This window comes from Amycolatopsis melonis (assembly GCF_040064235.1).
GTDB classification, from domain to species: domain Bacteria; phylum Actinomycetota; class Actinomycetes; order Mycobacteriales; family Pseudonocardiaceae; genus Amycolatopsis; species Amycolatopsis melonis.
In genome coordinates this window covers 244,741-260,903 of sequence record NZ_JBDZYD010000010.1, presented here as the reverse complement: position 1 = coordinate 260,903, position 16,163 = coordinate 244,741, and the positions used below count along the sequence as shown (strand labels likewise).

The window sequence follows — 16,163 nt, the reverse complement described above, 5'->3', positions numbered from 1 at the left end:
GGGCTAACCACCCCCGAGCTTGGCGTTGATCGCCGCGCGGCCGATCTCGGCGGCGACCGTGCCGCCGGTGGCCGCGAGCCCGCGGTTGCCGCCGTCCTCGACGATGACGGCGACCGCGATCTGCGGGTCGTCGGCCGGGGCGAAGGCGGTGTACCAGGCGTGCGGGAAGGTGTTCTTGGAGTCCGTGCCGTGCTCGGCGGTGCCGGTCTTCGACGCGATCTTGATGTCGGCGCGCTTGCCGCCGCCCTTGGTGAAGCCTTCGGAAGCGATCATCATGTCCTTGAGGATCGCGGCGTTCGACGACGACAGCGCCGGGGTGCCGGTGAGTTCGGTGGGGCTGTAGTCCTCGATGGTCGACAGGTCCGGCGCCAGCACCGACTGCACCAGCTGCGGCTTCATCGCCATCCCGCCGTTGGCCACGGTGGCCGCGAGCAGGCAGTCCTGCAGCGGCGTCAGGCGGACGTCGCGCTGGCCGATGCCGCTCTGGTAGAGCGCGTCCGGCGAGTCGAGCGCGCCGACCGTCGACGTGGCGACCTTCATCGGCACGGTCAGGTTGGCCTGCCCGATGCCGAAGTTCGCCGCCGTCTTCTTGAGCTTGTCCGCGCCGAGCTGGCCGGCGAACTGCGCGAACGGCACGTTGCAGGAGTGCGCGAGCGCGTCCTTGAACGTGTTGCCGGGGCAGGCCGCGCCGGCGTAGTTCTCCAGCGTCTTGCTGCTGCCGGGAACCTTCGTGTTCGGGGCGGTGTCGACCTGGGTGTCCGGGCCCTTGCCGTCCTCGAGCACGGCCGCCGCGGTGACCAGCTTGAACGTCGAGCCGGGCGGGTAGGTCTCCGAGATCGCCCGGTTCAGCATGGGCTTCTTGTCGTTCTTGATGTTCGCGTTCCAGGCGTCGGTCTGCGCCTTCGACGTGTGCGCGGCCAGCTGGTTCGGGTCGTACGACGGGGTCGACACCATCGCCAGGATCCGGCCGGTCTTCGGCTCCATCGCGACGACCGCGCCGGTGTAGTTCTTCTGCGTCATCAGGTCGTACGCGGCCTTCTGCACGGCCGGGTCGATGGTCAGCCGGACGTTGCCGCCGCTCGGGTCGCGGCCGGTGACCATGTCCGACAGCCGCCGCACGAACAGCCGCGGGTCCGAGCCGTTGAGGACGTCGTCTTCGACCTTCTCCAGGCCGCCTGCCCCGTAGTTGATCGAGTAGAACCCGGTGACCGGCGCGTACAGCGGGCCGTCGGCGTAGGTCCGGATGTACTTGTACTTGTCGTTCGACGGGTTGACGCTGGCCAGCACCTCGCCGCCGGGCGCGACGATCTTGCCGCGCTGGCGCGCGAACTCGTCGTAGAGCACGCGCGCGTTGCGCGAGTCGGTGCGGTAGTCGTCGGCCTTGACCACCTGGATGTAGGTGGCGTTCGCCAGCAGCAGGACGACCATGACGAGCATCGCCATGCCGACCTTGCGCAGCGGGGTGTTCATGCCTGCGCGCCCCCGTTCGACGGCGGGCGCTGCACGAGCACGGTGTGCGCTTCCGCGATCGGCGCCTGCGGCTGCTGCTGCGGCTTCGGGCGGGTGGCGGGCTTGCGGGCCGCGTCGGAGATCCGGAGCAGCAGCGCGACCAGGATGTAGTTCGCGAGCAGCGACGAACCACCCTTGGACAGGAACGGGGCGGTGATACCGGTCTCCGGGATGAGTTTCGTGACCCCGCCGACGACGACGAAGATCTGCATGACCATGGTGAACGCGAGCCCGCCGCCCAGCAGCTTGCCGAACGTGTCGCGCACCGCGAGCGCGCTGCGCATGCCGCGCATCGCGACCAGCAGGTACAGCATCAGGACCGCGGCCAGCCCGATGAAGCCGAGCTCTTCGCCGATCGACGCGGTGATGAAGTCGGTGTTGGCCTCGGGCACCATGTCCGGCCGCCCGGCGCCGAGCCCGGTGCCGCCGACCCCGCCGGTGCCGAGCCCGAACAGGCCCTGCGCGAGCTGGTAGCCGCCGCCCGCCTGGTCGTAGGTGGCCAGCGGGTCCAGCCAGTTCGCCACGCGCTGCTGGACATGCTTGAAGAGGTTGTAGGCGATGATGCAGCCGACCGCGAAGAAGCTCAGGCCCAGCACGACCCAGATGACCCGCTCGGTCGCGACGTACAGCATCACCAGGATGACGCTGAAGAACAGCAGCGACGTGCCGAGGTCCTTCTCGAACACCAGGATGCCGATGCAGGCGAACGCGGCGATGAGGATCGGGCCGAGGTCACGGGCCCGCGGCAGCTCGACGCCGACCAGCTTCTTGCCCGCCACCATGAACAGGTCCCGCTTCGACACCAGGAACGAAGCGAAGAAGATCATCAGCAGGATCTTCGCGAACTCGCCCGGCTGGATCGAGAAGAACGGCAGCTTCAGCCACACCTTGGCGCCGTTGACCTCCGACAGGCTCGACGGCAGCAGCGCGGGCAGCGCCAGCGCGACGATCCCGACCAGGCCCGCGGTGTAGCCGTAGCGGGTCAGCGTGCGGTGGTCGTTCACCACGATCAGCACCACGACGAAGAACACCAGCGAGATCACCGTGAACATGACCTGCGCGGTGACCGCGGGCGTGTAGTCCCGGCCGTTCTGCGCGGCGCGCTCGGCCAGTGCCAGGTCGATCCGGTGGATCATCACCAGCCCGATGCCGTTCAGCAGCGCGACACAGGGGAGCAGCACGGGATCGGCGTAGGGCGCCCACTTGCGGACCGCCAGGTGCGCGCCGGTCAGCACGCCGAGGTAGGCCAGGCCGAGCCAGAGGATCGACGCGGTGAGCTCCTGCTCCTGGTTCGCCTCCACCAGCACCAGCGCGACGGTGACGATGAACGTGGCGAAGCCCAGCAGCACCAGCTCGGTGTTGCGGCGGGTCGGGACCTCGCGCGGCGGGTTCGTCTGGAACTGCGCGGCGAGCGGATCGGCCGGACGCGCGACGGGCTGGCTCATCAGTTACCGCCTCCCGTCGTCGGTGCCGTCGAACTCGGCGTCGAGCAGTCCCTCCCCGCTGGCTGGTTCGCCGACGACGGGGCAGTCGAGCCGGCCGGAGCCGACGGGGTCGTCGTCGGCGTGGCCGAGTTCGCCGGGTTCGGCTGGCCACCCGACGGCGCGCAGTTGTTCAGGCGCTTGTGCAGCTGCAGGAAGTCGTCGATGTACTTCCGGGCGTCGTCCAGGCTGTCCTTCTTGACGCCGTTCTGCACCGCCAGCCGCGCGTCCTCCTGGAGCTGGGTGACGCGCAGCTTGTCCGTGCACACCTGGTTCGGCGGGCAGGAACCCTGCTCGTAGGTGTGCAGGTCGATGCCGAGGATGCTGCCGGGGACGCCGCGGTAGATCACGACCTCCTGGTCCGCGCCCTCGCCGACATAGTACTGACTCAGCACGAAGTAGCGGGTGGCGATGGCGGCCGCGGCGAGCACCACGAGCACGACCAGCGCCCCGGCCAGCCAGCGGAACCGTTTCCGGCGCTTGGCCTTCGGGTCTTCGGTCGGCTGCGGCAGCTCCGGGCGCGGCGGCGGAGGCGGCTGCGTCAGCGCCCTGGCCCGCGCCGCGGGCGAGTCGCCCTGGTGCCGTTCGTCGCTGCCGTCCCCGGCGGCGCCGCCCACGATGGGCGCGTCCTCGCCGAAGTCGACGTCGACCACGTCGGCGATGATCACCGTGACGTTGTCGGTGCCGCCGCCCTTGAGCGCCAGCTCGATCATCCGGTCCGCGCACTGCTGCGGGTCCGGGATCTGCACCGCCTCGGCCAGCGTCTCGTCGCTGACCATGCCGGACAGGCCGTCGGAGCAGATCAGGTACCGGTCGCCGGCGCGGGCCTCGCGCACGGTCAGGCTCGGCTCGACCTCGTGGCCCGTCAGCGCCTTCAGCAGCAGCGACCGCTGCGGGTGCACCGCCGCCTCTTCCGGCGTGATCCGGCCCTGCTCCAGCAGCTCGTTGACGAAGCTGTCGTCCCGCGTGATCTGCGCGAACTGGCCGCCGCGCAGCAGGTACGCCCGCGAGTCGCCGACGTGCACCAGCCCCAGCCGGTTGCCGGCGAACAGGACGGCGGTCAGCGTCGTGCCCATGCCGTCCAGGTCCGGGTCCTGCGAGACCAGCTCGGCGATCGCGGCGTTGCCGTTCGCCACCGCCTCGCGCAGCTGGGCGAGCAGGTCGTCGCCGGGCTCGTCGTCGTCGAGCGGGGCGAGCGAAGCGATGACGACCTTGCTGGCCACTTCACCCGCCGCGTGCCCACCCATGCCGTCGGCGAGCGCGAGCAGGCGAGGGCCGGCGTACACGGAGTCCTGGTTGCTCGAACGCACCAGGCCCCGGTCGCTGCGGGCTGCGTAGCGGAGGACGAGAGTCATGGGCGAAGCTCGATCACCGTCTTGCCGATCCGGATGGGAACTCCGAGCGGGACCCGGAGCGGTGCAGTGACCTTAGCCCGGTCGAGGTAGGTCCCGTTCGTCGAGCCCAGATCTTCCACGTACCAGTCCTCGCCACGCTGCGAAATCCGGGCGTGCCGGGTCGACGCGTAGTCGTCGTCGAGGACCAGCGTCGAGTCGTCGGCACGGCCGATCAGGATCGGCCTGCCGTCCAGCGCGATCCGCGTCCCCGCCAGCGCGCCGTGGGTCACCAGCAGCTGCTGCGGCGACTTGCTGTTGCGCGGCTTCTTCTCCTTCTTCCGCCCGAAGGCCGGCACCTGGACGCGCATGCCCGACGCCGCGTAGAGGTCCGAGCGGACCACCCGGAGCGCGGCGAACACGAAGAGCCAGAGCAGCACGAGGAAGCCCACCCTGGTGAGTTGTACGACCAGCTCTGGCACTTGGTGTGTCCGCTCCCGACTCTTCCGCGCAGCCGCGACGCGGGTACGCCGCAGTCCCCCCGCACGTCAATTCTGCGGGAACAGTATTCCGTGTCCCGAGTCAGCCCTGTGTACGGAACACCAGGGACGAATGCCCCACCCGGATGACGTCGCCGTCGGCGAGCTGCCAGGTCTGGACCGGAGTGCCGTTCACGGTGGTGCCGTTGGTCGAGCCGATGTCGGCGAGCGTCGCGCTCTGGCCGTCCCAGGTGATCTCCAGGTGGCGGCGCGAGACACCGGTGTCCGGCAGGCGGAAGTCCGCGTCCTGGCCACGGCCCACGACGTTCCCGCCCTGCTTCAGCGAGTACGTCCGGTTCGAGCCGTCGTCCAGCTGCAGGCTCGCCGAAAGCTGGCGGCCCGGCGCGGGCGGGGCGTACCCACCCTGCTGCCCGTACGGGTCACCGGCAGGCTGGCCGTACGCCTGCTGCCCGTACTGGTCGTACCCGCCACCCTGCTGCGGCTGGCCGTACTGGTCGTACCCGGGCTGCTGGTAGCCGCCCTGGTCGTACCCACCACCCTGCGGCTGGCCGTAACCCTGGTCGTACCCGCCCTGAGGCTGCGCGTACCCACCCTGGTCGTACCCGCCGCCCTGCGGCTGGCCATAGCCCTGGTCGTAGCCGCCGCCCTGGGGCTGCGCGTACCCGCCCTGGTCGTAGCCACCCTGCTGCTGGCCGTACTGGTCGTACCCACCGCCCTGCTGCGGCTGCCCGTACTGGTCGTAACCGCCCTGCTGGCCGTAACCCTGGTCGTACCCGGGCTGCTGGCCACCCTGCTGTCCGTAGCCGTACTGGCCCTGCTGGCCGTACGGGTCACCCTGGTCGTATTGGCCGTAGCCGGGGGGCTGGCTCATTGCTGGGTCTCCTGCGTTGCTGGGTCGTGCCGACCGCGGTGAACCGGCGCCTGAGGGGCGGGCGTCGGGATCGACGGACGAACGGGTCTTGAACTGTCCAGTATGCAGCGCCTCGTTGCGCTCGAGTGATACGACGACGTCACCATAGGTGTCCAGGCCCTGCGCGGCGAGGTGTTCGGCCACCGCCTTGGCCAGCACCTGGGTGACGCGCTGCTCGTCACCGGCCATGCGCTCGTGATCAGCCGCCCCCAGGGACACGATGTAGTGATTCGGGGCGAGCTGCCGACCGCCTGCCAGCTCACGAACGTTCTCCTCACTCTCCCGCTCCAGGGCGATCGCCACTTCCTGCGTGACGACGTTGCCACCGAACATGCGCGCAAAGGTGTTCCCCACCAGGTTCTCGAGGCGTCTGTCGAAACGCTCGGCGCGGCCCACCGGGGAAAACCTCCTCACACGTGTGCTTCCGCACCGATCCTATCCGGGTGAGCCAGCCTCTACACGGCCCCCGGTGAAACCCGCCGGAACGACCTGATAGTCTTCTCCTCGCTGCCGCAAGGAAGCACTCGGGCGAGTGGCGGAATGGCAGACGCGCACGGTTCAGGTCCGTGTGTCCGAAAGGACGTGAGGGTTCAACTCCCTCCTCGCCCACGCTGTTCAGGGCCGGTCGCTGACGCGACCGGCCCTTTCCCGTTGGCCCTGTATTACCCGGGGGGCCGAGCCCCCCGGACCCCCCACGGTGCGTTCGCTCCCGACCCAGCGTGGTCACCTCTGGGTCCCGTCCCGCGGGTTGGTGGCGTGGTGGGGTTGGTGGGGAATGTCACCCGTTCGGCTCTGCGTGGTGTTCGCTCTTGGCTCGGCTGGGGTTTAACAAGCTGGGGTCAGGGCGATCGACAGGCGCATCTGGAGCGCTGCCGCGATGCGCTCGAGGACCGGGAGCGTGGGGATCGTTCCGCCGGCTTCGAACCTGGCCATTGCCGACTGGGTCATTCCCGCTCGCTCCGCCAGTTCGGTCTGGGTCCAGCCTCGCTTCTCACGCAGCGTTCGGACTTCGGCTCCCAGCTCGAACGCCAGCCGGGCTGCTTCGTAAGCATGGTGGGCGCGGTCGACCTTGAGTTCCTCGCGCAGTTCGCTCCACGACGTGCGCTCGCTCATGACTCCTCCTCGTCCACCGTGTGCCGCTCGTCCTGGCAGCGGCGCAGAGCCCGAGCGGCTCGCTCCACCTCGGCGGTTTCGCGCATTTTTGTCTTGTGCCACACCGTCATCAGGACGATCCGTCTTCCCGGCGCGCGATCCAGTAGCTGATGCGCGTGGCCTGCTCGCCGAGCCAGAAACGGAGTTCGCGCAGCTTCCCGTCCAGCTGTCTCGTGTACGGCTCGCCGAGCAGGGGGCCACGCTCGGCCAAGAGGTCTATGTAGAAGGCGACGTGGTTGATCGCGTTCTCGTCCAGACCTCTCAGCCAGCCGCAGACCTCCGGCTCGAGCTCGATGGTACCCCAATCCATAGCGGCGATGCTATAGCCGTCGCTTACGGAAGGTGACTTTGGGGCTCCATTTGACTACCGAAAGTATCTCTAGGCGGCCCGGCTCTCGATCCAGTTCGCCAGCACGTCCACCCGCGACGTTGTCTCTATTCCTGCGTGGGGGCAGCCTGGGCCCGTTGCCTCCACTGCCACCAGGTGGTCTTCCGTGAAGTACGGGGCTCCTGAGTCGTAGGTGCACGCACTTGTCGTGATCTCCGGGGCCGCTCCTCGGACTCCCAGGGTTGTTGGCTCCACCTTCGCCACCGTCACCGTTCCCTGCTGGAGGTGGGTTGCCGGGGTCGGGTTTGCTGACGTCAGGCTTCCCCAGCCCGCCAGGGTCAGCTGCTGGCCGATCTTCGGGGGCGTGGTCGCCGGGGCAAGGGGTGTCACTGTGGTCACTGGGGTGTCCAGGCGGAGGAGGGCTATGTCGTTCTCCTTGGCCTGGAGGACCTCGGTGGCTTTGCGGGCGATGCCCGACTCTGTTGCTTCGTCCACCAGGCCCAGCGTCACCGTTGTCGGGTAGGGGACCTTGCCTGATACCCGGTTGCGGTGGGCGTCGTGGAAGCAGTGGCCTGTGGTCAGGATCCAGGCCGGGGCTATCAGGGCTCCGGTGCAGAAGCTGCTGTACGTCGAACCGTCCGGGCGGGGGATCTTCGTCATTGCCAGCTTGGCGACGAAGCCGAAGTGGCCCGGTGGGACGTCTGTTCCGTGGGCGACCGCCGAGGCGGCCGGGGCCGTTGTGATTGTGATCAGGGCGGCGGCGAGCAGGGCGCGCAGTCGCATTCTTCCCCTTCGTCGAGTTGTGGTCGGCGTTCGACGTTAGGGGCCTGGCCGCGCGGGGGGTATTCCCTGGCCGGGCGTCACCCGGGTGATGCCCGGCCAGGTTTTCGGTCTAGTTCACGCCGACCAGGTCGACCACGAAGACGAGCGTTTCGCCCGGCTTGATCACGCCGCCCGCGCCGCGGTCGCCGTAGGCCAGGTGCGGGGGGATCACCAGCTTGCGGCGGCCGCCGATCTTCATGCCCGCGACGCCCCGGTCCCAGCCCGAAATGACCTGGCCGGCGCCGAGGCCGAAGCGCAGCGGCTCGCCCCGGTTCCAGGACGCGTCGAACTCTTCGCCGGTCGAGTGCGCGACACCCACGTAATGCACCGTGACGGCCTTGCCGGGCGTGGCCTCCGCGCCGTCACCGACCGTGATGTCGGTGATTTCGAGGTCGGCGGGCGGTGGGCCGTCCGGGCGTTCGATGAGGGGCTTTTCCAAGGTCATGGGCCTCACCGTACCCACGCGTGAAGGGCTGCGCCGAACGGACTACGCCCAAGGATTGAAAAACGCGAAAACTCTTCACACTTCGCCTACTGCTGGGTAGCGTGCGCTTCGTCACTCTTCTGGACTGAGGGGAGCCCGGCATGCGACGTCGCATCCGCGCCCTGACCTGCACGGCACTGGGAGCCCTCGTGGCCGGGCTCACCCAGGTCGCCGTCACCGCCCCGGCCGCCGAAGCGGCCCTGTCGCCCGACGACTACTGCGGCGGGCAGTGCAGCGACATCCTGCCGCCCGGCGAGAACGGCAGCGCCACCCTCGCGGAGATCCTCGCGCACAAGGCGTTCGGGACCCGGCCGGCGCACGCCTCCGACCAGCTCGGGAAGTACTCGTCGCTGGCCAACGGCTATCCCACGCTGACCACCAGTGCCATCAACCAGTACTTCAACGACTCGTCGTTCGGTGTCCCGGCCGACCAGGTCGCGAGCACGACGAAGCCGCGTGCCGACGTGACGATCGTGCGGGACAAGGCACTCGGCGTCCCGCACATCACCGGCACCACCCGCTCGGGCACCGAGTTCGGCGCCGGGTACGCCGCCGCGCAGGACCGGCTGTGGCTGATGGACGTCCTGCGGCACGCCGCGCGCGGGCAGGTCACCTCGTTCGCCGGGGGCGCGGAAGCCAACCGCGAACTCGAGCAGCAGTTCTTCGCGAACGCGCCCTACACCGAAGCCGAGCTGCAGCAACAGATCGACCGCACCGCCGCCAGCGGCCCCCGCGGCGCGCAGGGCCTCGCCGACGCGCAGGCCTACGTCGACGGCATCAACAAGTACATCAGCGACTCCTACAACGGCCGGTACTTCCCGGGCGAGTACGTGCTGACCGGGCACGTCGACTCGATCACCAACGCCGGCACCATCGAGCCGTTCAAGCTGACCGACCTGGTCGCGCTCGCCTCGCTGGTCGGCGCCGAGTTCGGCGCGGGTGGCGGCGGCGAGGTGCAGAACGCCATCGCGAAGCTCGCGCTGCAGGAGAAGTACGGCGTCGTGCAGGGCGAGAAGGTGTGGCAGAGCCTGCGCTCGGAGGACGACCCCGAGACGGTCAAGACCCTGCACGACGGCCAGACCTTCCCCTACGGCAAGACGCCGGCCAACGCGGTCGGTCGCGCCATGCCGGACAAGGGCTCGGTCACCCCGCAGCAGCTGGTGTTCGACAAGACCGGCTCGGCCTCGACCGCGTCGCCGTCCACTGTGGACGTCGCCGCGCCCGCCGCGCTGGAGCCCGCCCGCGGGATGTTCGAAAACGGCGTGCTGCCCGGCAACATGCTGAGCGAGAAGCACGGCATGTCCAACGCCCTGCTCGTCTCCGGCGCGAAGACCGCCAGCGGCCACCCGGTCGCCGTGTTCGGCCCGCAGACCGGGTACTTCGCGCCGCAGCTGCTGCTGTTGCAGGAGCTGCAGGGCCCGGGCATCAGCGCCCGCGGCGCCGCCTTCGCCGGGCTGAGCATGTACGTGCTCCTCGGCCGCGGCCAGGACTACTCGTGGAGCGCGACGACGTCCGCGCAGGACATCATCGACACCTATGCGCTGCAGCTGTGCGACCCGAACGGCGGCACGCCGACGAAGGACTCGAACTACTACACCTACCAGGGCAAGTGCGTCCCGATGGACACCGTGGAGGTCAAGAACGCCTGGAAGCCGACCGTGGCCGACGGCACCGCGGCGGGCTCGTACACGCTGCGCAGCTACCGGACCAAGTACGGGCCGGTGCAGAGCCGGGCGACCGTCGGCGGCAAGCCGGTGGCGTACGCGGCGCTGCGGTCGTCCTACTTCCACGAGGTCGACTCGCTGATCGGGTTCCAGGAGCTCAACGACCCAACCTTCGTCAAGTCCGCCGCGGACTTCCAGAAGGCCGCCGCCGACATCAACTACACGTTCAACTGGTTCTACGCCGACTCGAAGGACATCGCCTACTTCAACTCCGGCGCCAACCCGGTCCGGCAGTCCGATGTGGACCCGAACATGCCGGTGTGGGGCGACCAGGGCCACGACTGGGTCGGCTGGAACCCGGCCGGCAACGTCGCGAACTACACGCCGGCGTCGCAGCACCCGCAGTCGGTCAACCAGGACTACTACGTCAGCTGGAACAACGCGCAGGCCAACGGCTACGCCGCCGCGGGCGCGGACAAGTCCGCCGTGCACCGCGCCGACCTGCTCGACGCCCGCGTGAAGAAGCTGATCTCCAGCGGCACCAAGGTCACCCGGGTCAACCTGACCCAGGCGATGGCGGACGCGGCACTGGCCGACCTGCGGGCCGAGCGTGTGCTGCCGCTGCTGCTGCAGGTGCTCGACAAGGCGCCGGCCACCGGCGCGGCGGCGGACGCCGAGGCGAAGCTCAAGACGTGGCTCTCGCACGGGCAGCTGCGCAAGGAGACCTCGCCCGGCAGCAAGACCTACGCCGACGCCGACGCGATCCGCATCTTCGACGCGTGGTGGCCGCTGCTCGTGCAGGCCGAGTTCAAGCCGGGTCTCGGCGACGCCGCCTACACCGCGATGACGAACGTGCTGGGCATCAACGAAAGCCCGTCCGGCTGGCAGAACGGCACCGGGCAGCACACCGGCCAGCCGCACAAGGGCTCGTCGTTCCAGTACGGCTGGTGGGGCTACGTCAGCAAGGACATCCGGCAGGTGCTCGGCCAGCCGGTGGCCGGTCCGCTGGCCCAGACGTTCTGCGGCGGCGGCGACGTCACCGCGTGCCGCCAGGCGCTGCTCGACTCGCTGACCACCGCCGCCGGCCAGGCCGCGAACACCGTCTATCCCGGTGACGCGAACTGCTCGGCCGGTGACCAGTGGTGTGCCGACTCGATCGTGCACAGTCCGCTGGGCGGCATCACGCAGGACAAGATCAGCTGGCAGAACCGCCCGACGTTCCAGCAGGTCGTCGAGTACGCCGCGCACCGCGGCGACTCCGTCGCCAACCTGTCGGCGGGGAAGACGGTCAGCGCCACCAGCGCCGAGACCGGCTTCTACTCCTCGCCCGCGGCCAACGCGATCGACGGCAACGCCTCGACCCGCTGGGCCAGCGACTGGAGCGACGACCAGGCGATCACCGTCGACCTCGGTGCGGTGCAGCAGGTCTCGCGGGTGATCCTGAACTGGGAGGCGGCGTACGGGAAGGGCTACAAGATCCAGCTCTCCCCGGACGGCGTGCACTGGACGGACGCGGCGGTGGTCACCGACGGCGACGGCGGCCAGGACAACGTCGCGTTCGCCACGACGTCCGCCCGGTTCGTGAAGCTGCAGGGCGTCCAGCGCGGCACGAAGTACGGCTACTCGCTGTACGAGTTCGAGGTCTACGCGCACTGAACCCGCCGGGGCACTCGCGGACGCGTGAGTGCCCCGGCCCCTTACCGTGGGCGGATGGACGACTGGACACCCCGCACCAAGGCCATCGCCGCCGGGCGGCCGCACGGTCCCGGTGAGCCGCTGAACACCCCGCTCGTCGCCGCCAGCACCTTCCAGGCCGGCGGCGATTTCACGTACGCCCGCAGCGAAGGCACGCCGACCTGGGTGGCGCTCGAAGAAGCCGTCGGGGCGCTCGAAGGCGGGCACGCCACGGCGTTCGCCTCCGGGGTCGCCACGCTTTCGGCCGTCCTGGACCTGCTGCCGGTCGGCTCGCGGGTCGTCGTGCCGACGTTCAGCTACGCCGTGACGCGCGGGGTGCTCGCCCACGCGCAGAAGCTCGGCAAGCTCGCCGTCACCGAGCTGGCGCCGGCCGACACCGAGGCCTGGGTCGCCGAGGCCGCGACGTCCGACCTGGTCTGGCTGGAGTCGCCGACCAACCCGACCCTCGACGTGATGGACATCGCCACCATCGCCGCCGCCGCGCGCGGCCGGGTCGTCGTCGACAACACCTTCGCGACGCCGTTGCAGCAGCGGCCGCTCGAACTGGGGGCCGACGTCGTCGTGCACTCGGCGACCAAGCTCATCGGCGGGCACAGCGACCTGCTGCTGGGCATCACCGTCGCGAAGGACCCGGCCGTCGCGGCCGAGCTGCGGGGCGCGCGGACGCGGGTGGGATCGACGCCGGGTGCGCTCGAAGCGTGGCTCGCGCTGCGCGGCCTGCGCACCATGCCGGTGCGGCTGGCCGAGCAGTCCCGCACCGCCGCGCTGCTGGCCGAGCGGCTCGCCGGGCACCCCGCGGTGCGGCAGGTGCGCTACCCCGGCTTCGGGATGATGATCTCCTTCGACCTGGCCGACGCCGAGACCGCGGACCGGTTCTGCGCCTCGGTCCGGCTGATCCGCGCGGCGACCAGCCTCGGCGGGGTGGAGAGCCTGGTCGAGCGGCGGGCGTGGCTGGCGGGCGAGGAGCGCGTCCCGCCCGGGCTGATCCGGTTCAGCGTCGGCCTGGAAGACCCTGACGACCTGTGGCGCGACCTGATGTTCGCCCTCCCGGAGTAACGCGGACGGGTGAAACCTCGATAGTCGCGGCATCGCAGGTCAACATCGTGGGAGTGCACTGTGGGCAGAGCGCTGAGCCGGGTCGCCGGGGTCGTTTTCGCGGGTGCGCTCGCCACACTGGCCGCCGCGCCTGCCGCGTCCGCGCAGGACGAAACCAGCACCACGCCCACCGAGACGTCCACTTCGGAACCGACGTCGAGCAGCTCGGCGACGACGACCACGACGTCGGACACCCCGACCACGGTGCCGTCGTCCACCTCGCCGATCACCACCGCCGTCCCGACCCCGTCCGAGGTCAAGACGACCGAGCAGCACGTCGCGCCGAAGGCCGAGCCGGAGCTGCCGGAAGCCCAGGAACCGCCGAAGGACGACAGCTACCAGGACAACGTCGGCCACGGCTACATCGGCCTCGGTGGCGAGGGCGTGCTGGTCATCGCGTGCGCGGGCAAGGCGCCCGGGAACGTCGCGACCCAGTACCTGAGCGTCACCGGCGGGCCGGACCAGGACGAGGCCGACGGCCGCTACTGGAACTACACGGTGCGCGTCGTCGACGCCCCGCCCGGCACGACCACCGCGAAGTTCAGCTGGACCTGCGGCAAGCAGGAAGGCGAAGGCATCGTGGAGTTCGAGCAGGAAGAGCCGCCGACCAGCAGCAGCACCAGCACCACCACCGCGGCCCCGTCGAGCACCGCGCCGATCACCACGGCGACCTCGGCCGCGGGCCGCGCGCCCGGCAACGCCGCCCCGAAGGCCCAGGTCAAGGTCGCGCCGCGCGGCGGGGTCGAGACCGGCTTCGGCGGCACGGCCGGATGACCGTCCGGCGGGCAGGCGCGGCCGTCGTCGCGCTCGCCCTCGTCCTGGCCGGGTGCGGCACGGCGGCGGAACCGCCGCCGGCCGCCGCGCCCGTGCCGTCCTCGGTGCCGGTGACCGTGCCGTTCAAGGGACTGCGCCCGACGTCGGTGAAGATCCCGAAGATCGGCGCGGAGTCCAGCCTGCTCGCGGTGGCGGTCAAGCCCGACGGCTCGATCTCGGTCCCGTCGGTGCACACGCCGATGCAGGCGGCCTGGTACAAGCTGTCCCCGGTGCCCGGTGACGTCGGCCCGGCGATCGTGCTCGGCCACGTCGACGGCGACAAGAAGCCGGGCATCTTCTTCAAGCTCAAGGACCTCGCGCCCGGCGACGAGGTGGACGTCGACCGCAGCGACGGGAAGAAGCTGAAGTTCGTCGTCGACCGCGTCACGCAGGTCCCGAAGGACACGTTCCCGCGCGACGCCGTCTACGGCAACAGCGACCGCCCCGAGCTGCGGCTGATCACCTGCGGTGGTGCGTTCGACCACGCCGAGCACAGCTACAAGGACAACATCGTCGTCTACGCGAAGCTAGCCGACGCCTGAGCCGGGATACGGAAACTCCGGCTTCAGCGTGGTTTCCGGGCACACCCACCGCCGCATGCCCGCGTCGCACACGGCGTAACCCCAGTTGATCAGCCGGTCCTGCAGCTGCTCCGGCAGGCGTGTGAGCCGCGTCCTCGTCACGGCCAGCGCGCGGGTCTGCTCGATCGGCGCGGGCAGGGCGTCGGGGACCTCGAAGTGCTCGATGTTGCTGTAGGTCGCCCAGTACGTGCCCGCGAACTGCTTGTCCTCGTAGGCTTTCAGCAGCGAACCGGTGCGCAGCTCGCGGACCTGGTTGTCCATCACGGTCAGCACGCGCAGCAGCTGCATCGGCCAGTTGCGCTTCGGCTTGTCCTCGTGCTGCATCTTCTTGCCCGCGTCGCTGACCAGCACGACCGCGCGCTGGTTCTCGATCGGGTCGAGGCCGAGGTTGTCGTACACCCCCGCGTCGCTGAGCACGATCTTGCGGCCCGGCTGGTGCGGGTCGGGGATCACCACCGGGGACAGCATGGGCGGGAACGCCGAGGACGCGGCCACGGCGGTGGCCAGCGGGATCCGGCCGTGCGGGCCCTGCTGGCGGAAGAACCACCACAGCGAGCCGTCCTGCAGGTTGGTCGCGGTGAAGACGAACTGCGGCCCGGCCGGGTCGAGGTCGGCCAGGCAGCAGTCGCCGAAGAGGTGCTTGGCGTAGCGGCGCGCGAGTTCCTCGCCCGCGCTGCGCCAGGGCATGACCATCGCCTTGAGCGTCACCGGGATGTCGAGGCTGGTGCGAGCGAGCCGGCGGATCGGCTGCACGACCTCCTTGCCGAAGTTCTCCGCGACGCCGTCGTCGCCGAACCACAGCCGCGGCCACGCGTGCGCGAGGATGCCCGCGGCGATCGATCCGCCGGAAACGCTGGAGACGGTGGTCAGCTTCGGCAGCCAGCCGAGTTCGTTGAGCCGCCAGAGCGCACCGGCGTGGAAGAGCATCGCGCGGTAGCCGCCGCCGGACAGCGCGAGCCCGGCGCCGTCGCGTTTCGTCGCATCCACGCGGCGAGTTTACGGCCGCAGCAGTGGTGCCAGGAGCGGTCTCTGCTCGGCGGGAACGTATTCGGCGTAGTTGTCGTACAACGCCTGTTTCGCCAGGTGTGCCGCGCCGGCGCCGTCGGCCGAGCGGATCGCGTCGAGCACCTCGGCGTGGTGGGCCAGCCAGGTGCGCATCAGCGACGTCCGGTTGCTCGCGCGCTCCAGCTTGTCCTCGATGAGTTCCAGCACGACCCCGCGCACGACCTCTTCGCTGATCACCAGCAGGGGATTGCGCGAGATCCGCGCGATGACTTCGTGGAAGGCGACATCGGCGCGGCTGAACTCGGCATACCCGCGTGAGACGCCTTCGCGCATCGACTCCAGTGCCGCGTCGAGGCCGGTCAGGTCGTCATCGGTGCGCAGCTCGGCCGCGAGCAGATGGGCCGAGCCGTCGAGGATCATCCGGAACTGCAGCAGCTCGGCGAGCCCGACGTGGTTGGCCCGCGCGAGCCGGTGCATGGACCGGTGCAACGCCGCCGGTGACGCGGCCAGCACTTCGGGGCCACGCGGATCGCCGGGCCGCGACCGGATCATCTCGGCCGCCTGCAGCACGCGCAGGGCTTCGCGGATGGTCGACCGGCCGACGCCGAACTGCGTCATCAGCTCGCGTTCGCTGGGCAGGCGTTCGCCCGGCTTGAGCTCGCCGCTGATCACGGCCTGCTCGATCTGCTCGACGACCCGCTCGTACGCGCGGACCGGAGCCACCGGTTCGAACCGCATCCCTTGACCTCGCCGTCCGCGTAATGTCAGGCTACTGGTCAGACCAGTGTACTAA

General features: G+C 70.0%; 15 protein-coding genes and 1 tRNA gene. 5 read left to right on the top strand and 11 right to left on the bottom strand.

All coding sequences use genetic code 11. The features are described from left to right. Window positions 1-3: 3 nt before the first annotated feature. From ABJI51_RS27030 to ABJI51_RS27010, 5 genes are all read right to left on the bottom strand, one after another. Window positions 4-1,470, bottom strand: coding sequence for a peptidoglycan D,D-transpeptidase FtsI family protein (locus tag ABJI51_RS27030; RefSeq protein ID WP_348952522.1), 1,467 nt, complete (start codon window positions 1,468-1,470; stop codon window positions 4-6). Then, on the bottom strand, window positions 1,467-2,954 hold the full coding sequence (locus ABJI51_RS27025; RefSeq protein ID WP_348952523.1) for an FtsW/RodA/SpoVE family cell cycle protein: 1,488 nt from the start codon (window positions 2,952-2,954) through the stop codon (window positions 1,467-1,469). The genes ABJI51_RS27030 and ABJI51_RS27025 overlap by 4 nt, the downstream gene beginning before the upstream one ends. Then, window positions 2,954-4,345, bottom strand: coding sequence for a PP2C family protein-serine/threonine phosphatase (locus ABJI51_RS27020; protein WP_348952524.1), 1,392 nt, complete (start codon window positions 4,343-4,345; stop codon window positions 2,954-2,956). Before ABJI51_RS27020 ends, ABJI51_RS27025 begins: the two co-directional genes overlap by 1 nt. Further along, a complete protein-coding gene (locus tag ABJI51_RS27015; protein ID WP_348952525.1) occupies window positions 4,342-4,803 on the bottom strand; it encodes an FHA domain-containing protein FhaB/FipA in 462 nt (153 codons plus the stop codon). The genes ABJI51_RS27020 and ABJI51_RS27015 overlap by 4 nt, the downstream gene beginning before the upstream one ends. Window positions 4,804-4,903: 100 nt before the next feature. After that, window positions 4,904-6,127: an FHA domain-containing protein gene (locus ABJI51_RS27010; RefSeq protein ID WP_348952526.1), complete on the bottom strand. Its 1,224-nt coding sequence runs from the start codon at window positions 6,125-6,127 to the stop codon at window positions 4,904-4,906. 130 nt (window positions 6,128-6,257) lie between these two features. Between ABJI51_RS27010 and ABJI51_RS27005 the strand changes: the two genes are divergently transcribed. Then, window positions 6,258-6,340 (top strand) — tRNA-Leu (locus ABJI51_RS27005). A gap of 216 nt (window positions 6,341-6,556) precedes the next feature. Here ABJI51_RS27005 and ABJI51_RS27000 read toward each other — a convergent pair. From ABJI51_RS27000 to ABJI51_RS26985, 4 genes are all read right to left on the bottom strand, one after another. Beyond that, window positions 6,557-6,844, bottom strand: coding sequence for a helix-turn-helix domain-containing protein (locus tag ABJI51_RS27000; protein WP_348952527.1), 288 nt, complete (start codon window positions 6,842-6,844; stop codon window positions 6,557-6,559). A 109-nt stretch (window positions 6,845-6,953) separates the two neighbouring features. Then, window positions 6,954-7,193, bottom strand: a complete 240-nt coding sequence (locus ABJI51_RS26995; protein ID WP_348952528.1) for a type II toxin-antitoxin system RelE/ParE family toxin — start codon at window positions 7,191-7,193, stop codon at window positions 6,954-6,956. A 69-nt stretch (window positions 7,194-7,262) separates the two neighbouring features. Continuing rightward, window positions 7,263-7,994, bottom strand: coding sequence for a S1 family peptidase (locus ABJI51_RS26990; protein WP_348952529.1), 732 nt, complete (start codon window positions 7,992-7,994; stop codon window positions 7,263-7,265). A gap of 109 nt (window positions 7,995-8,103) precedes the next feature. Next, the gene (locus ABJI51_RS26985; protein ID WP_348952530.1) at window positions 8,104-8,478 is read right to left on the bottom strand and encodes an FKBP-type peptidyl-prolyl cis-trans isomerase; all 375 of its coding nucleotides are present in this window, start codon (window positions 8,476-8,478) and stop codon (window positions 8,104-8,106) included. A gap of 140 nt (window positions 8,479-8,618) precedes the next feature. Here ABJI51_RS26985 and ABJI51_RS26980 point away from each other — a divergent pair, with 140 nt between their 5' ends. The 4 genes from ABJI51_RS26980 to ABJI51_RS26965 are packed head-to-tail and all read left to right on the top strand — an operon-like array spanning window position 8,619 to window position 14,326. After that, window positions 8,619-11,837: a penicillin acylase family protein gene (locus ABJI51_RS26980; protein ID WP_348952531.1), complete on the top strand. Its 3,219-nt coding sequence runs from the start codon at window positions 8,619-8,621 to the stop codon at window positions 11,835-11,837. A 54-nt stretch (window positions 11,838-11,891) separates the two neighbouring features. Continuing rightward, entirely contained in the window at window positions 11,892-12,932 is a 1,041-nt protein-coding gene (locus ABJI51_RS26975; protein WP_348952532.1) for a trans-sulfuration enzyme family protein, read from the top strand. A 60-nt stretch (window positions 12,933-12,992) separates the two neighbouring features. Then, window positions 12,993-13,745, top strand: a complete 753-nt coding sequence (locus ABJI51_RS26970) for a hypothetical protein (RefSeq protein ID WP_348952533.1) — start codon at window positions 12,993-12,995, stop codon at window positions 13,743-13,745. Next, window positions 13,742-14,326 carry a class F sortase gene (locus ABJI51_RS26965; RefSeq protein WP_348952534.1) on the top strand — a complete coding sequence of 195 codons (585 nt, stop codon included), beginning with the start codon at window positions 13,742-13,744 and terminating at the stop codon, window positions 14,324-14,326. The genes ABJI51_RS26970 and ABJI51_RS26965 overlap by 4 nt, the downstream gene beginning before the upstream one ends. Here ABJI51_RS26965 and ABJI51_RS26960 read toward each other — a convergent pair. Further along, window positions 14,312-15,352 (bottom strand): patatin-like phospholipase family protein, encoded by a 1,041-nt coding sequence (locus ABJI51_RS26960; protein ID WP_348952535.1) that lies wholly within the window; start codon window positions 15,350-15,352, stop codon window positions 14,312-14,314. The genes ABJI51_RS26965 and ABJI51_RS26960 overlap by 15 nt on opposite strands. A gap of 9 nt (window positions 15,353-15,361) precedes the next feature. Continuing rightward, window positions 15,362-16,108, bottom strand: coding sequence for a FadR/GntR family transcriptional regulator (locus ABJI51_RS26955; RefSeq protein ID WP_348952536.1), 747 nt, complete (start codon window positions 16,106-16,108; stop codon window positions 15,362-15,364). Window positions 16,109-16,163: the final 55 nt, after the last annotated feature.